Raw genomic sequence first — 18228 nt, 5'->3', positions numbered from 1 at the left:
GCGGGACGCCCCTTCTCGGTTCAGTCTCTCGCACCCTCAGGCGATGTCGAAACGGTCCAGTTCCATCACCTTGGTCCAGGCGGCGACGAAGCTCTGCACGAAGGTTTCCGAGGAATCGTCGCTGGCATAGACCTCGGACAGGGCGCGCAGCTGCGAGTTTGAGCCAAAGACCAGGTCGGCGCGGGTCGCCGTCCACTTGACCTCGCCGGTCTTGCGGTCCTTGCCTTCGAACTCGAGCTCGCTGTCGTCGGTCGCCGACCAGACAACGCCCATGTCCATGAGGTTGCTGAAGAAATCGTTGGTCAGCACGCCCGGACGGTCGGTAAAGACGCCGTGCGCCGTGCCGCCGTGATTGGCGCCCAGTACCCGCAGACCACCGACCAGAACGGCCATTTCCGGCGCGGTCAGGGTCAGCAGCTGCGCCTTGTCAACCAGCAGTTCCTCGGTCGAGACCTTGAGCGGCTCCTTGAGGTAGTTGCGGAAGCCGTCGGCCACCGGTTCCAGCACTTCGAAGCTTTCGACATCGGTCTGTTCCTGCGTGGCATCGGTGCGGCCCGGGGTGAACGGCACCTCGACGTCATAACCGCCCTGCTTGGCGGCCTTCTCCACCGCCGCGCAGCCCGCCAGCACGATCAGGTCCGCCAGTGACACCTTCTTGCCACCCGAGGCAGCGCCGTTGAAATCGGCCTGGATGCCTTCGAGCACGCCCAGAACCGCCGACAGCTTCTGCGGCTCGTTGACCTCCCAATCCTTCTGCGGGGCCAGGCGGATGCGCGCGCCGTTGGCGCCGCCGCGCTTGTCCGATCCGCGGAAGGTCGAGGCCGAGGCCCAGGCGGTTGTCACCAGTTCGGCGATGCTCAGGTCCGAGGCCAGCACCTTGTCCTTGAGAGCCTGGATGTCCTGCGCGTCGATCAGCGGGTGATCGACTGCCGGGACGGGATCCTGCCACAGCAGTTCCTCTTGCGGCACCTCGTCGCCCAGGTAGCGGCTGACCGGTCCCATGTCGCGGTGCGTCAGCTTGTACCAGGCACGCGCGAACGCATCGGCGAATTCATCAGGATTGGCATGGAAGCGCTTGGAAATCTTGATGTATTCGGGGTCGGTGCGCAGCGCCATATCGGCGGTGGTCATCATGATCGGCACGGTGCCGTTGCCATCGACCTGCGGGGCCTTGTCGCTGTCCTTGAGACCCTTGGGCTGCCACTGGTTAGCGCCCGCAGGGCTTTTGGTCAGTTCCCAGTCATAGCCGAAAAGCACGTCGAAATAGCTCATGTCCCAGCTTGTCGGCGTGGGGGTCCAAGGGCCTTCGATGCCGCTGGTGATCGCGTCCACGCCCTTGCCCGACTTGTGAGTGCTGGTCCAGCCAAAGCCCAGCGCCTCCATCGGGGCGGCTTCGGGTTCGGGGCCGACAAGGGCCGCATCGCCCGCGCCATGCGCCTTGCCGAAGGTGTGCCCGCCCGCGACCAGCGCCACGGTTTCCTCGTCATTCATCGCCATGCGCGCAAAGGTGTCGCGGATGTCGAATGCCGACGCGGCAGGATCGGGGTTGCCGTCGGGGCCTTCGGGATTGACGTAGATCAGGCCCATCTGCACCGCGGCCAGCGGGTTTTCCAACGCCCGGTCGCCGGAATAGCGGCTGTTGGGCTTGTCGCTGGTGGCCAGCCATTCGTCTTCGCGGCCCCAGTAGATGTCCATCTCGGGCTCGTACTGATCTTCGCGACCGCCGCCAAAGCCGAAGGTCTTGAAGCCCATGGTTTCCAGCGCGACGTTACCCGCGAGGATCATCAGGTCGGCCCAGGAAATCTTGTTGCCGTACTTCTGCTTGACCGGCCACAGCAGGCGGCGTGCCTTGTCGAGGTTGCCGTTGTCGGGCCATGAGTTGAGCGGCGCGAACCGCTGCGTGCCCGAGGACGAGCCGCCGCGGCCATCAGCGGTGCGGTAGGTACCGGCCGAGTGCCACGCCATGCGGATGAAGAACGGGCCATAATGTCCGTAATCGGCGGGCCACCAGTCCTGGCTGTCGGTCATCAGCGCCGCGAGATCGGCCTTCAGCGCCTTTAGGTCAAGCGTCTTGAACGCCTTGGCGTAATCGAAGCCGGGGACCATGGGGCTCGATTCCGGGGTATTCTGGTGCAGCATCTTGATGTTGAGCTGGTTGGGCCACCAGTCGCTGTTGGAGCGTGCACCCACCGTGACCGCGCCATGCATGACAGGGCATTTTCCGGTGTTGGCGATATCGTTTCCGTCCATGATCGTCTCCAGTTCAAGTGAGTGTCTTACGGGCCGGTCCGGACGCGCTGCCGGAGCCGGAAAATGGCTTGGGGATGTCCCGTCACGCCTTGCATTGCAATCTAGTCATTGCCGGATCACGGTCCACCCCTTGAAGTGATCCAAGGAACGCCCCATGCTGCGGGTCAGACTGGCGTGAAAGACTGCGTCGGCGACTCCCCCCATTGTCGATGCGCCAATCCTTAGCAAATCCCGGCGATTGGTTTAAGTTGCATTTTCCAATCACTTTCATAACGTGAAGTTATGAGCAATCTTACCCTCAAGCAGCTGCGGTATTTCGAGGCGCTGGCCCGGCACGGTCATTTCGGCCGCGCGGCGGCGGATTGCGCGATTTCGCAACCCGCCCTGTCGGTGCAGATCAAGGAGCTTGAGGCCGGGCTTGGCGTCACGCTGTTCGAGCGCGGCGCCCGGCAGGTGCGGCTGACCGGGTTCGGCACCGAATTCGCGCTGCGGGTGCGCGACATCCTGCGCAGCGTGGACGAGCTTGATGACCTGGCCCGTGCCGCGAACGACCGGCTTGTCGGGCGGCTGCGGATCGGGGTGATTCCGACCATCGCCCCCTACCTGCTGCCCAGCCTGATCGGCCATCTGACCGACGACAACCCCCGGCTTGACCTTCAGGTTCGCGAAACCCTGACGCCGCGCCTGATCGAAGAGTTGGGCGACGGGCGCATCGACACCGCCATCGTCGCCCTGCCCGTGTCGGAACCCGCCTTCGTCGAAACGCCGCTTTTCGACGAAGCCTTCGTTCTGGTCCGCCCGGTGGCCGAGGCGGGCGACCCTGTTCCCAGTGGCGAGGCGCTGCGCCGCATGCGCCTGCTGCTGCTGGAAGAGGGGCATTGCTTTCGCGATCAGGCGCTGGCCTTCTGCCACACCCCCAGCACCCTGCCCCGCGACGGGCTGGACGGCAGTTCGCTGTCGACGCTGGTGCAGATGGTAGGTGCGGGCATCGGCGTCACGCTGATCCCGGAAATGGCGGTGCCGGTGGAAACCGGATCGGCACCGGTCTGCGTGGCGCATTTCGGGGCGCCCCAACCGCAGCGCACCATCGGCATGATCTGGCGCCGGTCCAGCCCTCTGACCGGCCAACTGACCCATATCGCGGACATCGTGCGCCGCGCCGCCACAGCCATGCAGGACCGGCACGCGGCAGAGGCTCGGGGCCTGCCATCCGGGCAACGCGCTAACCGCTCACCTTTGATGCCGTGACAGGCCACTAAGGGCTCGCTTTCGAGAATCGCCTGCGTTAACGTTTCGCCATTCGCAGAGGCATAATTTCTAGATCGGAGCACTCATGGCCGGGATTGGCGCCACCGACACAGCCACCACTACCGAAATTCAGAACAATCCGTTCCTGTCGGGACTGGCCTTTCTGTACGGAAGCGGTTTCGAAACCTGGAACAGCACCAGCCTGACGTTCACGATGAATGTGGGCGACAATGATCCCAACGGCAACCCCGTGGGGACCTGGACAACGGCACTGACCGACGCGATCAACTATGCCCATGCGCATATCGAGGCGGTCTCGAACGTCACCTTCACCGAAGTGCCGGATGCCGTGAACGGCACCGACGGGGCCGATATCGATTACTGGTATTACAATTCATCGTCCTACCTGGGCTATTCCTACGGTGTCGGCGGCAGCGGCGTCTACATCAACGAACGCTTCGTCCGCGTCGACGGCCCCGGCTCGTCAAACGGGCTTGAGCCCGGCGGCTATGACTACATCACCGTGATTCACGAGTTGCTGCACAACATGGGTCTTTCCCACCCATTCGACCGCTATGCCAGCTTTCCCGGCGTGGACAATTCTGCAGATACCGGCGATTTCGCGCTGAACCAGAACGTCTACACGGTGATGAGCTACAGCGACATCAACCAGGTCGATGCCAACGGCGTGCCGACCACCAGCAACAATCTGACCGACGCGACGCGCGATCACGGCTTTACCACGATGGGGGCCTTCGACATCGCGATGCTGCAGACACTGTACGGCGCGAACATGTCGACCGCGACCGGCGATGACGTCTATGTCCTGCCTACGGTCAACACCACCGGAACGTTCTTTCAGGCGCTCTGGGATGCGGGCGGCATAGACGAGATTCGCCATGACGGCACGGCGGGCGCGATCATCGACCTGCGCGCCGCGACGCTGGATCTGGCAGACGGGATGCTGGCGGGCGGCATGCTCAGCCGCGTGCCGGGCATCTACGGCGGCTTTACCATCGCCAACGGCGTGGTGATCGAGAACGCCACCGGCGGTCTGGGCGACGACACCATCACCGGCAACGACGCGGCCAATGTGCTGGACGGCCGCGCAGGCGACGACACGCTGATGGGCGGCGCGAATGACGATACCTTGCGGCTTTCGATGTCGGTCGCAGGCGACATCGATTTTCTGGACGGTGAAGGCGACACCGACACGGCCGATTTTTCCGGCTTCAATTCGGCGGTCTGGGTCGATCTCGCCTATACCGTTGGGTTAGAGGCCTGGACCCGCGACACCGGCAGCGCCCGGCCCGGCCAGCCCGGCACCTGGCGCGAGATCGCGGATCTTGCGAATATCGAGAATGTCACCGCCACCGGTTTCGATGACATGCTGATCGGTGACGGTGGATCCAACGTACTGCGTGGTCTGGGCGGCAACGACCTGATCCTGCTGACCGAGGCGGATGCCGGTGCGGTCGACACGCTGGACGGCGGCGAGGACACCGACACCGTCGACTTTTCCCGGTTCGGCGCGGCAGTCTGGGTCGATCTCGCCTATACCGCTGGGTTGGAGGCCTGGACCCGTGACACCACCAGCGCCCTGCCCGGCGTCGGCCCCTGGCGCGAGATCGCCGCTCTGGAAAGCATCGAGAACGTCACCGGCTCCGCCTTTGACGACTGGCTGAAAGGCGACGGCGAGTCCAACTTGATCCGGGGCCTGGCCGGCGACGACGTGCTGGCGCTTTCCGAGGCTCCAACCGATGCGGATTTCTCTCCCGTCGATATTTTGGACGGCGGCGCCGATACCGACACGGCGGATTTCTCCGGCTTCGGCTCCGCCGTCTGGATAGACCTCGATTATGGCACCTCGCCCGAGGTCTGGACTCGCGACACCGCCGACGCGGCTCCGGGCATCGGTCCCTGGCGGGTGATCGCGGATCTGAAGAATATCGAGAACCTCACCGGCACCGCCTATAACGACTGGCTGATCGGCAATGGCGGCTCCAACGTGATCCGGGGTCTGGCAGGCGACGATGTGCTGGCGCTTGCCGAGGCCAATGTCGGCGCAATCGACACGCTGGATGGCGGCGCGGATACTGACACCGCCGATTTCTCGGATTTCAACGCCGCGGTCTGGGTCGATCTTGCCTATACCGCAGGGCTCGAGGCGTGGACCCGCGACACCGGCAGCGCCCTGCCTGGCGTCGGCCCCTGGCGCGAAATCGCCGATCTGGAGGATATCGAGAACGTCACCGGCACCGACTTCGACGACTGGCTGGCCGGCGACGACGGCAACAACGTGCTGCGCGGCGGTGACGGAAGCGACGTGCTCACCGGACGGGGCGGTGTCGACGAGTTCATCTTCGACTTTGCCAGCGGCGGCACGGCGCAGACCGCCACGATCACCGATTTCGACCTGGGCACCGATGTGCTGACCGTCAACGGCCAAAGCGAGGATGCGTTCTATGCCTCTTCGACCTTCGTTTCGATGACCGATGGCGGCGGGCCGGATACGACGATCACCCTGTCCACCGGCGACAGCCTCATTCTTGAGGATGTGACCGTGGCCGAGATCGAGGCGCATTACGCCAGCGTCTGATCCCGCGAGGGACAGACCCGCGCGGGCGTCAGACCGTTTCGCCCGCGCTCAGCCGATCCAGAAAAGTCTCCGCCTCGGCCAGCACCGTCCCGCGTTTTTCGGCATCCATCCGGTCCCAGGTGCGGTACATGTTGCCCATCCGGGGGTTGCCTTCGAACCGGTCGCGGTGCCGGTCGAGGAAATGCCAGTACAGCAGGTTGAAGGGGCACGCGCCGTCGCCCGTCTTCTTGCTCACCGAATAGTGGCAGCCCTTGCAGTAATCCGACATGCGGTTGATATAGGCCCCTGACGATACATAGGGTTTTGATGCGATCACCCCGCCGTCGGCGAACTGGCTCATCCCCACGGTGTTCGGCGCCTCGACCCATTCAAAGGCATCGACATAGACCCGCAGGTACCAGTCGTGCACCTCCGTCGGATTCACCCCGGCCAGTAGCGCGAAATTGCCCGTCACCATCAGCCGCTGGATGTGGTGGGCATAGCCTTCCTCCCGCGTCTGCTCGACCGCCTTCGACAGACACAGCATCCTGGTCTCGCCGCCCCAATAGAGCCACGGCAGCTTGCGCTGGTGGTTGAGCGCGTTGCGGCGCGGATAGTCCGGGCCTTCGTGGAAATAGATGCCGCGCACATATTCGCGCCAGCCGATGATCTGGCGGATGAACCCCTCGACCGCGTTGATCGGCGCGTGGCCATCGCGATAGGCCGCCTCCGCCGCCTCGCAAACCTCCATCGGCGAAAGCAACCCGATGTTGAGGTAGGGCGAAATCAGCGCGTGATACAGAAACCTGTTGTCGCGCAGCATCGCATCCTGAAAATCCCCGAACCTGGGCAGGGCGTGCTTGATGAAATGTGCCAGCGCCCGCCGCGCCTGGCCCTGATCGGTGGCGAAATGAAAGGGGCGCAGGGTGCCGAAACTGTCGCCAAACCGTGCCTCGACCAGGTCCAGTACCGCCTCGACCGTGTCGTCGGGCGTGAACTGCATCGGCCCGCCAAAATCGACCTCGTCCGGCGCGGGCTTGCGGTTGTCGTGGTCGAAGTTCCACTGCCCGCCTGCCGGGTCGTCGCCGTCCATCAGGAACCCGGTCTTGCGCCGCATCTCGCGGTAGAAATACTCCATCCGCAGCGCCTTGCGCCCCTTGGCCCAGTCCTCGAATTCCTCGAGCGAGGCGACGAACCGGTCGTCGCCCAGCATCCGAAGCTTGAGCGGCATGTCCTCCAGCGCCTCGATCAGCCGCCATTCGCCGGGCCGGGTCGCCAGCACTTCCTCGGCACCGGTCTCCTCGGCCCGCCGCAGCAGCTCTCCGGGGATGGAGCCGGCGTTGTCCGTATCGTCCAGTTCCGAATACCGCACATGCCAGCCATCGTCACGCAACCGCGCGGCGAACTTGCGCATCGCGGCAAAGATCAGCGCGATCTTCTTGGGGTGATGTTCGACATATTCGGCCTCGGCCATGACTTCGGCCATGACCACGACGTCATTGGCCTTGTCCGCCTTTCGCAGCGCCGACAACGTGTCGCTCAGCTGGTCGCCCAGCACCAGAACCAGCCGGGTCACCACGGCACCTCTGCGCCTTGCCAGTCAAAGAACCTGCCGGTGTCTTCCGTCCCCAGCCCGTCGATCACCGCCAGCAGGTTCTGCGCCGCCTCTGCCGCCGTCACGGTCGGGTTGTGATCCTGATAGCCTTCGGTGAACCGTGTCTCGACCGTGCCGGGATGCAGGGCCGCGACGCAAAGCTGCTTATGGGTGCGCCCCAGCTCGACCGAGGCGCCATGCAGCACCTGATTCACCGCCGCCTTTGCGCTGCGGTAGGAATACCATCCGCCCAGCCGGTTGTCGCCGATGCTGCCCACCCGTGCCGACAGCGCCGCAAAGACCGCCGGCGCGCGGCGCGGCAAAAGCCGGACGCTGTGTTTCAGCACCAGCGCCGGCCCCACGGTGTTGAGCGTGAACTGATCCACCATCGCCTTGGCCGTCAGCGCCTTGAGCGCCTTTTCCGGCTGTGCCCCGTCGATGACCAACGCACCTGTGGCCACGAATATTAGGTCGAACGGCCCCTCCAGCGCGCCCAGATGTTTCTGGACCGACGCCTCGTCCGTCACGTCCAACCCGTCGCCCGAACGCGACAGCCCCGTGACCTCAACGCCGCGCGCCTCCAGCGCCTCTGCGACCGCAGACCCGATGCCGCCGCTGCTGCCAATGATCAATGCCTTGTCCATGCCCCGGACCTAGCCGCGCCAGGCGCCGGATCAAGCTCGCAACCACCCTCCTTCTTCGGTTTACAAATACCTCGGGTTTTTTTGGGGGCAGCGCCCCCACACGCGCGGCACGCGCGTTCCAAGATTCAGGCTTTTCATTTCCGACACACGCTCCTAGACTGCGCCGCATGATGACACCGGCCCATATCGCTCAGACCGACCGCGCCTCCCGCGCGGCGCTGCTGCGTGGCCTGCTTCTCCTAATCCGCCTCTGAGCGTGCCGTCTCGGCGCGACCGCTCAGAGGAGGCTTTGTCCGCGCCGGACCACCAGGAGAAGATCGAGAGAGAATTCAGACATGACCGATACCGACACATCCCCCGCGAACGACCGCGTGGTGATTTTCGACACCACCCTGCGCGACGGCGAACAATCCCCAGGCGCCACCATGACCCATGCCGAAAAGCTCGAGATTGCCGAGTTGCTGGATGACATGGGCGTCGACATCATCGAAGCCGGGTTTCCCATCGCCTCCGAAGGCGATTTCCGTGCCGTGAGCGAGATCGCCCAGCGGTCCAAGGACGCGGTGATCTGTGGTCTGGCCCGGGCGCAATTCGGCGATATCGACCGTTGCTGGGAGGCTGTGAAACACGCCGCCCAACCCCGCATCCACACGTTCATCGGCACCTCACCCCTGCATCGCGCCATCCCGAACCTCACCCAGGACGAAATGGCCGAGCGCATTCACGACACGGTCAGCCATGCCCGCAACCTTTGCGACAACGTGCAGTGGTCGCCGATGGATGCCACCCGGACCGAATGGGATTACCTGGCCCGCGTCGTGGAAATCGCGATCAAGGCCGGGGCCACCACGATCAACATCCCCGACACCGTGGGCTACACCGCGCCGGTGGAGTCGGCAGACCTGATCCGGCGGCTTATCGCAGAGGTGCCCGGCGCGGACGAGGTGGTTTTCGCCACCCATTGCCACAACGATCTGGGCATGGCGACCGCCAACAGCCTCGCCGCCGTTGAAGGCGGCGCGCGGCAGATCGAATGCACGATCAACGGGCTTGGCGAACGCGCGGGCAACACCGCGCTCGAAGAGGTGGTGATGGCGCTCAAGGTCCGGTCGGACATCATGCCCTGGCACACGCGGGTGGATACCAAGAAGATCATGCACATCTCGCGCCGTGTCGCGACCGTCAGCGGGTTCGCAGTGCAGTTCAACAAGGCCATCGTCGGCAAGAACGCCTTTGCGCATGAAAGCGGCATCCACCAGGACGGCATGCTCAAGAACGCCGAGACGTTCGAGATCATGCGCCCAGAGGATGTGGGCCTGTCGGCCACCAACCTCGTCATGGGCAAGCATTCGGGCCGCGCCGCCCTGCGCGACAAGCTGCGCCAGATGGGGGTCGAGGTCGGGGACAACCAACTCAAGGATATCTTCGTGCGGTTCAAGGAATTGGCCGATCGCAAGAAGGAGGTCTATGACGACGACATCCTGGCGCTTGTGACGGCAACGACCGAAGGCGCCGCCGACCGGCTTCAGATCGTCAACCTGCGCGTCGTCTGCGGCACCGGCGGCCCGGCCGAGGCGCAGCTCGAGATGGAGATCGACGGCAAGGAGGTCAGCGCCACGGCGCAGGGCGACGGGCCGGTGGACGCCAGCTTCAAGGCGGTGCGCGAGCTTCATCCCAACGCCGCGCGCCTGCAACTCTACCAGGTCAACGCGGTGACCGAGGGCACGGACGCCCAGGCCACCGTGTCCGTCCGGCTCGAAGAGGACGGCATGATCGCCACCGGCCAGTCGGCCGATACCGACACGGTCGTGGCGTCGGCCAAGGCCTATGTGAACGCCCTCAACCGCCTGCTGGTGCGGCGCGACAAGGTCGGCAAGGACGTCAAGGAAATCAGCTACAAGGATGTGAGCTGACCGCTGCCTGGGTGGGTTGCAAACCCACCCTACGCCTTACCCCACCCCTGCGGGATCTCCACCGCATGTGCGGTGGAGCGGTCTTAGGACCGAAGCTGATGCCCGTTCCCCGCGCCAGGTCAGTGCACGGGCCGCCCGCCCTGCAGATGATCTCCGATTCTCACCCTCCCGCGTAGAGTGGGTTTTCAACCCACTTTCCCCTAGTCCCCCAATGCGATCCCTTCGCGGCGCGGGTCGGCACCTCCGAGCAGACCATCCTCGGTGATCGCGATCGCGTGCAGGCCTGAGTTGAGATCGCGCAGGTTGACCTCGTAGCCCAGCGCCTCGAGGTCCGGGCCAAGGGTTTCGAGCGGTGTGCCGATCTCCAGATCGAAGGTGCCGAACCGGTTGACCGCATGGCCGATGCTCACCGCCTGCTGCACGTCCAGCCCCCAATCGAGCACGCCGATGATCGCCTGCGTCACATACCCGATGATGCGGCTGCCGCCGGGGCTTCCGACCACCAGAACCGGCGCGCCGTCGCGGCGCACGATGGTGGGCGACATGGACGACCGAGGCCGCTTGCCCGGCTCCACCCGGTTGGCCACCGGCACGCCCCCCTCATGCGAGCGGAAGGAGAAATCCGTGAGTTCGTTGTTGAGTAGGAACCCGTGCACCATCAGCCGCGAGCCGAACCCGTTTTCGATGGTCGTGGTCATCGACAGGGCGTTGCCGTACGAATCGACGATTGAGATATGCGAGGTTGACGGGAACTCGAGGCTCTGATCGTCGGCCCAGTTCAGCGCGTGGTCGAACTCGGGCTCACCGGCGCTGACCTCGGGCAGGGCATCGTCGCCTTGCAACAGCTCGGCGCGGCTGGCCAGGTAATCGGTATCGACCAGCCCCTCGACCGGCACCGGCACGAAATCGCTGTCGGCCATGTAGCGGCCACGGTCGGCAAAGGCCAGCCGCGACGCGTCCCCGATCAGCCGCCAGGCTTCGGCATCTGCCGGGCCGGGCAGATCGAACCCGTCCAGCATCCCCAGGATCTGCCCCACGGTCAGCGCGCCGGACGACGGCGGCCCCATGCCGCAAACCTCGTGTTCGCGATAAGGCACGCAGACCGCGGGCCGTTCCTTGACGCGGTAGATGGCCATATCGATGGGCTCCATCACCCCCGGATTGCCCTCTGCCCCCTGGACACGGCGAACCAGGTCCAGCGCGATGTCGGAGGTATAGAAGACATCCGCACCATCGGTCGCGATGCGGCGCAGCACCTCGGCATAGGCGGTGTTGACCAGCCTGTCGCCCTCGGCAAGCGGCATGCCACCGGGCAGGAAATAGGCGGCGGTGTCGGGAAAGCGCGACAGCCGCTCGGCGTCGCCCGCCACCAGTTCGGCAAGCCGGGGCGACACGGAAAATCCGCCCTCCGCGAGCCTGATCGCCTCGTCAAAGAGGCCCGCCCAGTCGGACCGGCCCCACTTGTCATGCGCCGCCTGCATCAGCGCGGGCGTGCCCGGCACGCCGACGGAGCGGCCGCCGACGACCCCGTCGAAAAAGCCCATCGGTTCCCCGTCGTCGGTCTGGAAGAGCCGCGGCGTGGCGGCGAGCGGCGCGGTTTCGCGGCCATCGAGCGTCGTGATCTCACCGGTTTCGCCATCGTGCCAGACCAGAAACGCACCGCCCCCAAGCCCCGAGGATTGCGGCTCGACCAGCCCCAGAACCGCCTGCACCGCGACCATCGCATCCGCCGCCGTGCCGCCGTCGCGCAGCACGCGGGCGCCAGCCTCGACCGCGTGGGGATTGGCGGCCGCGACCATCCAGTTCTGCGCCGCGACCGGCGTGCCGGCCTCTTTCGCCGCAAGCGCCGCAGCAGCGGCTTCGGAGACCGCGGTAAAGCTGCCGTCGGTGCCCGCTTCGGGGGCTACGGCATCGGCGGCCTGCTGCGCGGCAAGCGGCACCGCCAAAGACAGAAAAAGCCCGGTCAACAGACTGTTACGGATCATGGCGGCGCCTCCTTCGCGATCACTTGAAGGCAACCCTAGCACGAAATCTGCCGGGGCCGGACGGATTTTTCATGTCGCTTCAAAGCGTATCCGACGGAAGGCAGCCGCCGTCGCCGCAGTGGCTAGAGCATCGCCGGAACGATGCGGTCCGGCGGGCGGTGGCCGTCTGCAAAGGTCTTGACGTTGATCAGGACCTTTTCGCCCATCTCGAGCCGCCCTTCGAGCGTCGCGGACCCCATGTGCGGCAGCAGCACCACATTGGGCTGGGCGCGCAGATCGGGGTTCACCTCGACGCCCTTTTCGTAGACGTCGAGCCCGGCGCCCGCCAGTTCGCCGCCCTTGAGCATCCGTGCCAGCGCGTTTTCGTCGATCACCTCGCCCCGGCTGGTGTTCACGATCACCGCCGAGGGTTTCATCAGCTTGAGCCGCCGGGCGTTGAGCAGGTGAAAGGTCGACGGCGTGTGCGGGCAATTGACCGAAACCACGTCCATGCGCGCGACCATCTGGTCGAGGCTTTCCCAATAGGTCGCCTCGAGCGGTTCTTCGACCTCGGGCCGCAGGCGGCGGCGGTTGTGATAATGGATCTGCATGCCGAAGGCGCGGGCGCGCCGCGCCACCGCCAGTCCGATGCGGCCCATCCCGAGGATGCCCAGCCGCCGCCCCGCGAGCCTGCCGCCCAGAAATGCCGTGGGCGCCCAGCCGGTCCAGTTCCCGGCCTGCATCTTTGCCAGACCTTCGGGAATGCGGCGCGTCACCGCCAGCATCAGCGCCAGCGCCATGTCGGCGGTGTCGTCGGTCACCACGCCGGGCGTGTTGGACACGATGATGCCGCGGCTGCGCGCGGTGTCGATGTCGATATGATCGACGCCCGCGCCGTAATTCGCGATAAGCCGCAGCCGGTCGCCTGCCTGCCCGATCAGGCCCGCGTCAATGACATCGGTGACCGTCGGCACCAGCACGTCGGCGCTTTGCACCGCGTCGATCAGCTCGCCCCGTGTCATCGGCGTGTCGTCGTCGCGCAGCCGCGCGTCGAAGAGTTCCCTGAGCCGCGTCTCGACCGCCTCGGGCAAGCGTCGCGTCACGACAACACTCAGACGTTTTGATGGCATCCCGTGTCTCCTCGGACTTTCCCTTTGACCTGGCTTTGGGCACAGTGTCGCAAGTCAGGACGGGGCACAAGAACTCCGCCGGAAAAACTCTGGGCAGGACGAACCATGATCGCAAAACTATGGGGACTGGGGCTGTGCGTGGCCCTGATGGGGGCGGCGCCGCAGGCACGCGCGGGCGAGGATCGCGGACCGGTGACGAACCTGCCGCTGCCGCGCTACGTGTCGATGAAAGCCTCCGAAGGCAACGTGCGGCGCGGCCCGTCGCTGACGCACCGGATCGACTGGGTCTATACGCGCCGCGACATGCCGCTCGAGATCACCGCCGAATTCGGCCACTGGCGCCGGGTGCGCGACCGCGACGGTGCGGGCGGCTGGGTGCATTACTCGCTGCTTTCCGGCGTGCGGACGGTGATCGTCGAAGAGGACATGCTGGACATCCACGCCCGCCCCGCCCTGTCGTCGCCGGTCGAGGCAAAGCTCAAGGTCGGGGTGATCGCGCGGCTGGGCCAGTGCGAGGCGGACTGGTGCGAGGTGCAGGCGGGCGGCTACAGCGGCTGGGCGCGCAAATCGGCGCTTTGGGGTGTGGCCCCCGTCGAACAAGCCCACGACTGAGACCACGGCGCGCGCCCTGTCGCGGGTCGGCAGCGCCCTTCGGGCATTTTCTAGCAATCGAAGACAGTGCGCGGCGCAGGCCGCCGCGCCTCAGGCCGCCTCGTGCAGCAGGATCGCCGCTTCGGACGAGGTCAGGTTGCGCCGGGCAAAACCGCCGTAGCCATGCGGATTTTCCGCCACGCCCGGCAGATGCTGCTGCAGCCGCAGGCGGTCCGCCTCGGCCAGGGTGGTGAGGGCGGCATTGGCGGGATGAAAGCTTTCTGTGGCCACGCCATTGGCAAAAACGACCTCGTGCCGGGGCAGAAGCAGATGCACATACGTCACCTCGCGCGCCTGGGTGTCGACGGTCACGGTGTGATCGTTGATCAGATCCTTTGCGGCGACCAGTACCTCGGGCGTGTTGAAGAGCGCCTGCGCGACCTTGCCCTGGATCAGCATCCGGTGTTCCGGCGAGACCAGGAATTCCTCGTCCGGGCGTTCGATGCCGAAGGCCCCTGCCCGAATGCGGATGGGCCGCAGGCGCGGCATCGCGAAAAGCCGTGCGCCGGTCATCCGGCGGCTGCCGATCCACTGCACCTGCTGCGCGCCGCTGTCCTTGGTCTGGACCCAGTCGCCGACGCGCAGATCCTCGACCCGCAGCCCGCCGTCGGGCGTGCTGATGCGGGTGCCGGGGGTAAAGCAGATCACGCCCGCCGCGCTGTCGCCGGTGCCGTGAGACTCGGTCAGGCGCGGCTCAAGCGTGTGATGCACGATCCACAGATCGGTGTCGCGGGGCGGAATTTCATCCAGGAACATCAGCAGCGGGCGGCTGCCGTTGCCAATCTCGATCAAGGTGATGGTGTAGCTGCGGGTGCCGTCGGTGACCACGAAGGAACTGTCGGTCAGCGGATGCTCCACCTCGACCGTGTCCAGCGCCGTGGTGTCGGCGACGGCCGCACCGACCAGGCGGCGCACCATGCGCGCCGCGCGTTTGCGAAGATTGGCTTCGCCTTCCGCCTGATCGAGCCGCAGAAGCGTATTGGGCCCATCCACCCGGACGGCGTCCCCCCGCCAGGACCATGCCGCGCCGATTGTCAGCGACGACACCGGTGCCGTTTCAAGACCGTCCACTTCCGTTTGCGACCAGGAGATGACGAACGTACCACGAAAGCCCGTTCTCATTTTGCCTGTATGCCTGCTCTTTTATTCTTATTGGGCAGACGCTAGCAGACCGAGACTCGTCTGCAAAGCCCGCCAAGGCCTTAATAATGCTCTGGTTTGTGTCAACGCCACCATTGGTTGCAAAAACGCAACGTCGGTCTTGCAAATTTGTGGGGCGGGCGGCCATCGCGAGCCACCCGACAGCGCCGGAAATCAGGAGGCGGTCGCGGGTTATTGAAAGTCTTTCCTAATCGCCCCGGGTCTATCCTTGACCCGCGAAATACCATCTGCAAATCTGCCGACGCGTGTGATCAAAGAGTATCCGGCGCGTGCGCGCTCCTCCCCCCTTCTCCTTGATCTGGGTCCATCGCAGGCGTGCCCTGCGACGCCGAAGTCCTGCGCGCATGGCACGAAGAAACTGACCAACCAGAGGCGACAATGACCACCTATACCTACGATGCATTTTATTTCGAGTTCGACGACGATGACGCTGTCGAGGAGTTCCGCCTGACCGAAGTGGCGCTTGTCACCGCGCCGAACCTTGGCTTTCTGACCTATACCTACGGGGCGCCAGCCAACGAAGACGGCCTGTTGCCGATCGTGCCGACTGCCCCCGAAGACATTTACACGCTGCTGATCGAAGGCCGGGGCGACCTGGACGAGGCGGTCTATTTCGCCGAAGTGACCTGGGGCGCGGGCAACGCGACGACGGTCATGCTGATCGAAGGCACGTCCGGCAACTATGTCGTCCGGCTGGCCGGCGATCCGATCCCGGCGACCAACGCGGCGGAATTCGCGGCCTTCAACGACATGATCAACGGTGTTTCGAACGTCCAGTCCGGCCCCTACGCCCCCAACACGCCGATTGACCTGACCCAGATCCCGACCGCGTCGGTGACGCAGGACGATCTGATCATCGGCTTCGACGAGAATGAATCGCTCAACGGCGGGATCGGCGACGACGTGATCCTGGCCGGTCCGGGCGACGACACAATCAACCCCGGCGCAGGCACGGACACCGTTCAGGCGGGTCCGGGCAACGACACGGTGATCCTCAGCCCGCAATCGAACCCGGCGGATTTCTTCATCCTCAACCATGACGATCTGAGCGGGTCTATCGGGGTCGAGATCGACGCCATCGCCAATACCGGCTTCGTGGACAAGTATGGCCTGGGCTTTACCACCCTGGTCGATGTCGCCGACGCCGTAAGCGGTGACGGCATGCGGGTCGACGGCACGGATTTCGGCGATACATTCGTCGTGCAGCTGGATGAAGACGATTTCCTGGCCGTCCGCCCGGGCCTGGGCGACGACACGATCACCGTCGAGAACGGCAACCTGGGATATGTGCGGCTGGATTACCGCAACTCCCCCGACCCGATCAATGTGGACCTTGGTGCCAACACGGTCAGCTACACCGTCTTCACCGACAGCATCGTGGGCCAGGTGAACGAAATCCGCGGCAGCTATGGTGACGACACCTATCTGGGTGGCGCGGGCGACGACGTCTACACCCCCTTCGCAGGCAGCGACGACATCGACGGCGCGGGCGGCTTCGACCTGGTGCGGTACGACCGCAACGGCGTGTCGAACCTCGAGGTCAACCTTGCCACCGGGGTCGCCACGGGCAACTGGGAAGGCCAGTCCTTCGTTCAGTCGCTGAGCGATATCGAATACATCCGCGGCACCCGTGACGGGACCGACAGGCTCACCGGGTCGGGCGCCGACGAACGGCTGCGCACCTATGCTGGCAACGACACCATCGACGGTGGCGGCGGCAATGACACGATCGAGGATTTCGGCGGCACCGACACCGCGATCATCGGCACGACGCTGGCGCAGATCAGCAAGCTTGAAATCGACGCGAACGGCGCGCTGGTGATCTTTTCCGATCTCGGGATCAGCAGCTATTTCGGTATCGAACGGTTCCAGATCGACGGCACCACCTATACCCAGCAGCAGCTGATCGATGCCGTCGGCGTGACCGAGCCCGGGCCCAGCGACACGCCGACAGACGGCGATGACGACCTGACCGGCGACGACACCGGCGAAGAGATCAACGCCCTGGGCGGCGATGACACGATCACACCGGCAGGCGGCAATGATACCGTTGATGGCGGGCCGGGCAACGACACCGCCGTGCTGGGCATCGACCTTGATGACATCATCTCGGCCGTGCAGGGCGCCAACGGCGATATCACCGTGGTGTCGTCCGAAGGGACGGATGTCTTCACCTCGGTTGAGTTCTTCGAGTTCAACGGCACGGTGGTGACCCCGACCGCGCTGCTGGCCGACGGACCGATCAGCACCGAAGAGAGCCCGGGCGACGACCTGATCACCGGCGGCGACGGTCCCGACCGCATCGACGGCGGCGAGGGTAACGACACGATCAACGGCGGTGACGGTGACGACGGGCTCAAGGGCCGCGACGGCGACGACCTGCTGGTCGGCGGCCCGGGCAATGACCGGCTGCCGGGCGAAGGCGGCAACGACACGATCATCGGCAACGACGGCAACGACCGGCTGGGTGGCGGTGACGACAACGACCTGATGATCGGCGGCAACGGCAACGATGGCGGCGGCGCGGGTCCCGGCAACGATACCGTCTACGGCGGCGACGGGGACGATGTGTTCAACGGCGGTTACGGCCGCGACTTCATCGACCTCGGCGACGGCGACGACCGGTCGGGGGCCAGCTTCGGGAACGACACGATGTATGGCGGCGCGGGCAATGACCTGCTGACCGGCGGCAACGGCAATGACGAAATCTATGGCGGCGCGGGCGATGACACCATCACCTCGGGCCTGGGCGAAGATACCGTCAACGGCGGCGAGGGGGCGGATCTTTTCATCTTCAATTCGCTCTTCGGCGGCGGCACCACCGTGATCGAGGATTTCGAGGACGGCACCGATATCATCCGCGTCACCGGCCTGCGCAATCCGGCCGATCCCGTCGGGCGTCTGGACATCACCAACATCACCTATGACGGCCAGCAGGCGGTCGAGATGACCTATGGCGATCACACGATCATCGTGCTCGACGCGCGCGAAAGCGACTTCAGCGAGGCGGATTTCCTGTTTACCTAAAGGATTCCGCAGATCGACGACGGGCGGCGGCCATTTTCTATATGCCGCCGCCCGTTTTTCACCGCCAA

General features: G+C 65.2%; 11 protein-coding genes. 5 read left to right on the top strand and 6 right to left on the bottom strand.

The genetic code is table 11. The annotated features are described in order from the left end of the window. Positions 1–36: 36 nt before the first annotated feature. On the bottom strand, positions 37–2250 hold the full coding sequence (katG, locus tag ACOXXX_RS04650; RefSeq protein WP_422825386.1) for a catalase/peroxidase HPI: 2214 nt from the start codon (positions 2248–2250) through the stop codon (positions 37–39). A 282-nt stretch (positions 2251–2532) separates the two neighbouring features. Here katG and ACOXXX_RS04645 point away from each other — a divergent pair, with 282 nt between their 5' ends. Beyond that, entirely contained in the window at positions 2533–3498 is a 966-nt protein-coding gene (locus ACOXXX_RS04645; RefSeq protein WP_422825385.1) for a LysR substrate-binding domain-containing protein, read from the top strand. 85 nt (positions 3499–3583) lie between these two features. Continuing rightward, positions 3584–6097 carry a M10 family metallopeptidase C-terminal domain-containing protein gene (locus ACOXXX_RS04640; protein WP_422825384.1) on the top strand — a complete coding sequence of 838 codons (2514 nt, stop codon included), beginning with the start codon at positions 3584–3586 and terminating at the stop codon, positions 6095–6097. Between the two features lie 28 nt (positions 6098–6125). Here the strand turns inward: ACOXXX_RS04640 and ACOXXX_RS04635 are convergent, their stop codons facing one another. Next, complete coding sequence (locus ACOXXX_RS04635) at positions 6126–7652, bottom strand: cryptochrome/photolyase family protein (protein ID WP_422825383.1); 1527 nt, start codon at positions 7650–7652, stop codon at positions 6126–6128. Then, positions 7649–8314 carry an SDR family NAD(P)-dependent oxidoreductase gene (locus ACOXXX_RS04630; RefSeq protein ID WP_422825382.1) on the bottom strand — a complete coding sequence of 222 codons (666 nt, stop codon included), beginning with the start codon at positions 8312–8314 and terminating at the stop codon, positions 7649–7651. The genes ACOXXX_RS04635 and ACOXXX_RS04630 overlap by 4 nt, the downstream gene beginning before the upstream one ends. A 335-nt stretch (positions 8315–8649) precedes the next feature. Between ACOXXX_RS04630 and ACOXXX_RS04625 the strand changes: the two genes are divergently transcribed. Next, the gene (locus ACOXXX_RS04625; RefSeq protein ID WP_422825381.1) at positions 8650–10227 is read left to right on the top strand and encodes a 2-isopropylmalate synthase; all 1578 of its coding nucleotides are present in this window, start codon (positions 8650–8652) and stop codon (positions 10225–10227) included. A gap of 200 nt (positions 10228–10427) precedes the next feature. On the opposite strand, the gene ggt is transcribed toward ACOXXX_RS04625, so the two are convergent. Then, on the bottom strand, positions 10428–12212 hold the full coding sequence (gene ggt, locus ACOXXX_RS04620) for a gamma-glutamyltransferase (protein WP_422825380.1): 1785 nt from the start codon (positions 12210–12212) through the stop codon (positions 10428–10430). 122 nt (positions 12213–12334) lie between these two features. Beyond that, positions 12335–13321, bottom strand: a complete 987-nt coding sequence (locus ACOXXX_RS04615; protein WP_422825379.1) for a 2-hydroxyacid dehydrogenase — start codon at positions 13319–13321, stop codon at positions 12335–12337. 105 nt (positions 13322–13426) lie between these two features. Between ACOXXX_RS04615 and ACOXXX_RS04610 the strand changes: the two genes are divergently transcribed. Beyond that, positions 13427–13933, top strand: coding sequence for an SH3 domain-containing protein (locus ACOXXX_RS04610; protein WP_422825378.1), 507 nt, complete (start codon positions 13427–13429; stop codon positions 13931–13933). 90 nt (positions 13934–14023) lie between these two features. Here the strand turns inward: ACOXXX_RS04610 and ACOXXX_RS04605 are convergent, their stop codons facing one another. Further along, positions 14024–15094 (bottom strand): Hint domain-containing protein, encoded by a 1071-nt coding sequence (locus ACOXXX_RS04605; RefSeq protein ID WP_422825377.1) that lies wholly within the window; start codon positions 15092–15094, stop codon positions 14024–14026. A gap of 417 nt (positions 15095–15511) precedes the next feature. On the opposite strand from ACOXXX_RS04605, the gene ACOXXX_RS04600 reads away from it, so the two are divergent. Next, positions 15512–18160, top strand: a complete 2649-nt coding sequence (locus tag ACOXXX_RS04600) for a calcium-binding protein (protein WP_422825376.1) — start codon at positions 15512–15514, stop codon at positions 18158–18160. The last annotated feature ends 68 nt before the right edge of the window (positions 18161–18228 follow it).

It is taken from the genome of Thalassococcus sp. BH17M4-6 (genome assembly GCF_049323015.1).
Taxonomy (GTDB): domain Bacteria; phylum Pseudomonadota; class Alphaproteobacteria; order Rhodobacterales; family Rhodobacteraceae; genus Puniceibacterium.
Note: the sequence above shows the minus strand (reverse complement) of the source record. Positions and strands in the feature narration are given on the sequence as shown.

Excerpts from the sequence above, each read along its gene's own strand:
- katG (WP_422825386.1), bottom strand. The coding sequence starts at position 2,250 with ATGGACGGAAACGATATCGCCAACACCGGAAAATGCCCTGTCATGCAT.
- ACOXXX_RS04645 (WP_422825385.1), top strand. The coding sequence starts at position 2,533 with ATGAGCAATCTTACCCTCAAGCAGCTGCGGTATTTCGAGGCGCTGGCC.
- ACOXXX_RS04640 (WP_422825384.1), top strand. The coding sequence starts at position 3,584 with ATGGCCGGGATTGGCGCCACCGACACAGCCACCACTACCGAAATTCAG.
- ACOXXX_RS04630 (WP_422825382.1), bottom strand. The coding sequence starts at position 8,314 with ATGGACAAGGCATTGATCATTGGCAGCAGCGGCGGCATCGGGTCTGCG.
- ACOXXX_RS04625 (WP_422825381.1), top strand. The coding sequence starts at position 8,650 with ATGACCGATACCGACACATCCCCCGCGAACGACCGCGTGGTGATTTTC.
- ggt (WP_422825380.1), bottom strand. The coding sequence starts at position 12,212 with ATGATCCGTAACAGTCTGTTGACCGGGCTTTTTCTGTCTTTGGCGGTG.
- ACOXXX_RS04615 (WP_422825379.1), bottom strand. The coding sequence starts at position 13,321 with ATGCCATCAAAACGTCTGAGTGTTGTCGTGACGCGACGCTTGCCCGAG.
- ACOXXX_RS04610 (WP_422825378.1), top strand. The coding sequence starts at position 13,427 with ATGATCGCAAAACTATGGGGACTGGGGCTGTGCGTGGCCCTGATGGGG.
- ACOXXX_RS04605 (WP_422825377.1), bottom strand. The coding sequence starts at position 15,094 with ATGAGAACGGGCTTTCGTGGTACGTTCGTCATCTCCTGGTCGCAAACG.
- ACOXXX_RS04600 (WP_422825376.1), top strand. The coding sequence starts at position 15,512 with ATGACCACCTATACCTACGATGCATTTTATTTCGAGTTCGACGACGAT.